We start from the raw sequence: 4,353 nt of genomic DNA on the forward strand, positions 1-4,353 counted from the left end.
GAGGAGATCTCCAAAGGATAGAAACTATCCTTCAACACCATTTGACAAACTTCCTTTTTTATCAGCTATTGATCGGCAACTTTTTTCAATAATCGTTTCATCTCCGTGATCTCTTCACGTTGCGTTTTAGCGATCTTCTGTGCGAGGGCTTTGACTTCCGGATCGCTGAGTTGCGCGCGTTCACTGGTTAGAATCGCGGTCGAGTGATGGGGGATCATTTCTTGCATCCAAGCTGCATCGTGCACGGTCGCTTGGCTACGAACTAGATAAAGCGAGCCAGCAAATATCACCGCACTACCAAGTAGGATCAGGCGGTTCAAACGTTTATTCTGGTACATTGACCACATGAATAACAGCATTACAATGGCCATGGTGGCGCCCATAATTAGCGCCATATACAGTCGCGTTTGGCTTAGAAAAATATGATCTAATTGGAACACATTAAGGTACATTAACCCATACATAATAACTGTAGAGACAAGAATCATCAGTAAAAATTTCGTGTATTGTTTCATGACGTCCTCCTCGCTTTCGCTGGCTTTATTTTGACTGTAACAAAAAAAATAGGGTAGCGTCAAGAATCTTGTGTAAATGAAATGCCTTCGTACATATAATATGTATCTAACTTAAATAAATGATGCTTCCAAGGTGTCCTGGAGTCCTTTGAACCCTCGGTGGATCCGCTTCAGAGACTTCTCGTTATAAACATTAAACTGAGAAACCAGGAAGCGATCCAGTGAATCTTCCGTTGGGAATTGTTCTTTGTGGTGGGTGGTGCGCTTGAGATGCTTATTAAAGTTCTCAATCAGGTTAGTGGAGTATAGTGATTGCCGGATAGCTGGTGGAAAGTCCATGAAAGTGAGTAAATTCGGCATTTTAAGCAGATCTTTGATTAATTTGGGATAGGTCTGATGCCAGTTGTTGGCGAACTCATTCAGTTTCAGTTCGGCTGCTTCACGGTTGGCGGCCCGATGAACTTGTTTAAAGTCACTGATCACGGCCTTGCGGTCTTTTACGCGAACTTTGTTCATCAGATTCCGCCCAACATGAACCAGGCAACGTTGTCGTTTGGCTTTAGGGAAATGCCGATTCAAGCCTTCATCCAAACCAACTAACCCATCGGCCACAAACAACAGCATATCTTTAACGCCCTGCTTGATCAAGGTTCCCAGCAGTTCAGTCCAGATTCCAGTCGATTCCGTTGGCGCCACTTGGTAGTTCAGCACTTCTTTCGTACCATCTGGACGAATGCCAATCGCAATATGAACGGCTTCTTTTTGAACGGTATCCCGCTTTAACGGCAAGTAAGTGGCATCTAAGAAGATGGCCGCATATTGTGAAGCCAGTCGACGTTGCTGGAAAGCTTGCACCTGTTCATTGACGGCTTTAGTCATGTTGGAAACCGTGGCTTGGGAGTAGTGAGCACCGTACATTTTCTCAATGAGTTCGGCAATTTCAGCAGTGGTAATTCCCTTGGTATACAACTGAATGACCGTTGTTTCTAAATTATCACTGTGCCGACCGTAGGCTGGCAAGGTATGATTTTCAAACCGGCCATTGCGATCTCGAGGAATGGTTAAGTTAAGTTGGCCGTACTTCGTATCAAACGAGCGCTCATAACTGCCGTTGCGGTTATTACCAGTGTTAATCCCAGCGTATGAGTAGCGTTCGTAACCCAAAAACTCTGCCAATTCGGTTTGAAGCAGCTGGTTAATCGCAATTTCGAGGTGGTGACGAAAAACTTCGTCCAAATCTTGCTTTTGGGCTAGTGCAGCGATAATTTCTGTGGTAAGTTCATTCATGGGGAATGCCTCCTGTGATGTTTTCTGTGGTTACTAAATATCATAAGGGAAGGCTTTCCCTATTTCTATACAATTCAGAAATCTTTTATGCATTTACACAAGATATTTTACGCTCTCATAAACAATTGCACCAATAAAATGATCAGTATTAGTTTGCGCCGCAACGGTTAGGTCTTTAAATAATTGTTTACATTGTTCTCTATCCCACTCATAATTTCGCTGGAAAACAGGAATTTCAAAAATTGTTTTACCATTCCCCAGGAAATCAAATAAGTGTATGCTATCAGCTTTCATACTATTCTTCCTCCCCAAATTCGCGTTGTACTATTTCTGGCAGCGTACCTTCTTGCTTAATTTACGTCATTAAATTCGTTCAAGTTATTTCTTGCAATCTGCCATACATTATGACCTAGCAGTTAAAAACTGTTTTTACAGATATAAATATAGTTTTCTTACTGATTCTTTAATTTTACATTTAGATTACAAGTGCATGTCCCCATCTTCATGCCGATTTCGAGTTTGGTGTTGCCGTTGCTTTTTCGTCATTTCCCACTCGGCCTCTTTTAAACCTTGCGCCTGTCTTTGCCGTTGGTAATCTTCATCACGGGCATATAGAGCGGCCATGATTGCGTCACTAAAGGCCGTCTTTAGGTAATATTCTGGACTAACTGGCTTGTAGTTCAATGGTTGATAATGTGCCAGCTGGGATTTTCGGTATTGATCGTCCTTAGCTTGTTGCTCTTTTAACTGTTTTTGGATTTTCTCAATCTGACTGTTCTTAATCGTTGGATCGGCTTTGCATTCGCCAAAAAAGAGTTGTTTAGTGCCATCATGCTTTAAAACCCGTTGTAAGTGATGATTTTCTAACTGATCTAAGCTAAGCTGTCCCGATAAATAAGCTAGTCCTTGTTGATGTTCTTGGGGACTGAACACCTGTGGTGGATTTGCTTGCCACTGTTCAATTGTTTCAGCCTGACATGGCTTTAAAACAGGATCATAGTACATCACGGCTGTATAGGCTTGTTCCTGTTTAATCAATGGCAATCCATCTAAATCGCCTTTGGGAAAGGCCCTTTTTAATACTTCATGGTATTGCGTTTTAATGACTTGCTTAACGGCCATGATTGCCCGTAGGTCTTTGACTGCTCGAGTAATCTTTTGCTGCTCGGTTGGTGAATACTTTTCTAGTAGACCTTGATCAACGTGTTCTAGACTTTCTAAGCTATCATCATGAATCATCAGCGTATATTTAAGCTTGATTTTGACTTCCTTTTCTTGTTGCATTAATAACTTCCAGCCAACGTATGGCCGTTTGGTAAAGGTCAATAATTGTCGGGTCGATAAATCATCACGAATATTCATTAAACGTTCGTTTAATTCACTGCCTTTGAAAATCGTTTGTTCACTATTAGTTTCTTTAATCAATTCCCGTCGTTCAGCCGCGTTTGTCTGTTCAAAATCAAGCTCTGGATAAAGTTTTTTAGTCGTGCGATCAACTACTTTATTTAAGAGCTCATCTGCTTTTTTTAGTGAACTTTCTTGTTGGTTAATTGTCAATAATTGCTTAGTGACATCTTCACCAACAGCGTGCTTAATTAAGGTACTGTTTTTCCAATTAAATAGCATGCGCCGCTTATCATCTAAACTTTCAAAACTAATATAAGTTTTCAGTTCGTGGCTTAACTCTTTGACCACTTTTTTCTCGTTAAACGAGAAGTGTTTACTTAGGCTATCCAAGTGGCCTCGATTAACTACTTTCTCCTGCATATTTTTATAGCCAGCTTTGGACTTACGATAGTTCTTAACTTGTTGATTAAATGCCTTTCTTTCATGCCGTTTGCTATTGATTCCCTCGTGTTGCATTGGTGTGTCATCTATTCCCTCCTCGATAAATGATTTTTCGCTGATCCGATCGGGAATATTTTTTTGCTCTAAAACTTGATTTACACTAACCGCCCAATTGTGCCGCCATTGATTGATTTTTTCTTTTTTATCCCAATCAACTAACCACACCTTTCTTGATCTTGGGAAACGACTATTTCCTGTATAAGTCTTGTTCCCATTTTCGTCTAATATGTTTTCTCGTTTACTTTTCAATCCCCACGTTCCGTCTGGGTTAAATGGACGGTTAGTTAACATCACATGAGCGTGCGGATTATCTGGGTGATCTCTATGAATTGCCACATCGGCAACCATACCTTCATCAACAAAATTTTCTTGTACATATTTTGTCAATAATTCTTTCTGTTCATCTTCACTTAATTCAACTGGTAGAGCCACGTTAAACTCTTTAGCGTACCGTGAGTTTGCTCGACGGTCTTTTCTTTCTACTTCGTTCCATAATTTCTCTCTATCACTCGCCCATTCTGGCGCATTCTTTGGTGTCAAAATAAAGCTTTCTGGCATAACCGACCGAGCATAGAAATAGCTTCGACCTTCTTTTTGATCGAATAATTTTTCACCACTTCGATAACTTGCTCCAGCAATTGCACTTTTTCCTTTTCCAGCACTAATATTACTAAAGCTCATGTGAAAAATTGCCATGTCGGTC

The 4,353-nt window shown here is 40.7% G+C and carries 4 protein-coding genes; all 4 read right to left on the minus strand.

The features are described from left to right. Positions 1-65: 65 nt before the first annotated feature. Positions 66-515, minus strand: a complete 450-nt coding sequence (locus FD46_RS00895; RefSeq protein WP_010579557.1) for a DUF305 domain-containing protein — start codon at positions 513-515, stop codon at positions 66-68. Positions 516-626: 111 nt separating this feature from the next. After that, positions 627-1,802 (minus strand): IS256 family transposase, encoded by a 1,176-nt coding sequence (locus FD46_RS00900; protein WP_057895304.1) that lies wholly within the window; start codon positions 1,800-1,802, stop codon positions 627-629. 93 nt (positions 1,803-1,895) lie between these two features. After that, entirely contained in the window at positions 1,896-2,096 is a 201-nt protein-coding gene (locus FD46_RS00905) for a GmrSD restriction endonuclease domain-containing protein (protein WP_035454414.1), read from the minus strand. Between the two features lie 186 nt (positions 2,097-2,282). After that, positions 2,283-4,346, minus strand: coding sequence for a MobQ family relaxase (mobQ, locus tag FD46_RS00910; protein WP_057895305.1), 2,064 nt, complete (start codon positions 4,344-4,346; stop codon positions 2,283-2,285). Positions 4,347-4,353: the final 7 nt, after the last annotated feature.

It is taken from the genome of Liquorilactobacillus oeni DSM 19972, assembly GCF_001436275.1.
Taxonomy (GTDB): Bacteria; Bacillota; Bacilli; order Lactobacillales; family Lactobacillaceae; genus Liquorilactobacillus; species Liquorilactobacillus oeni.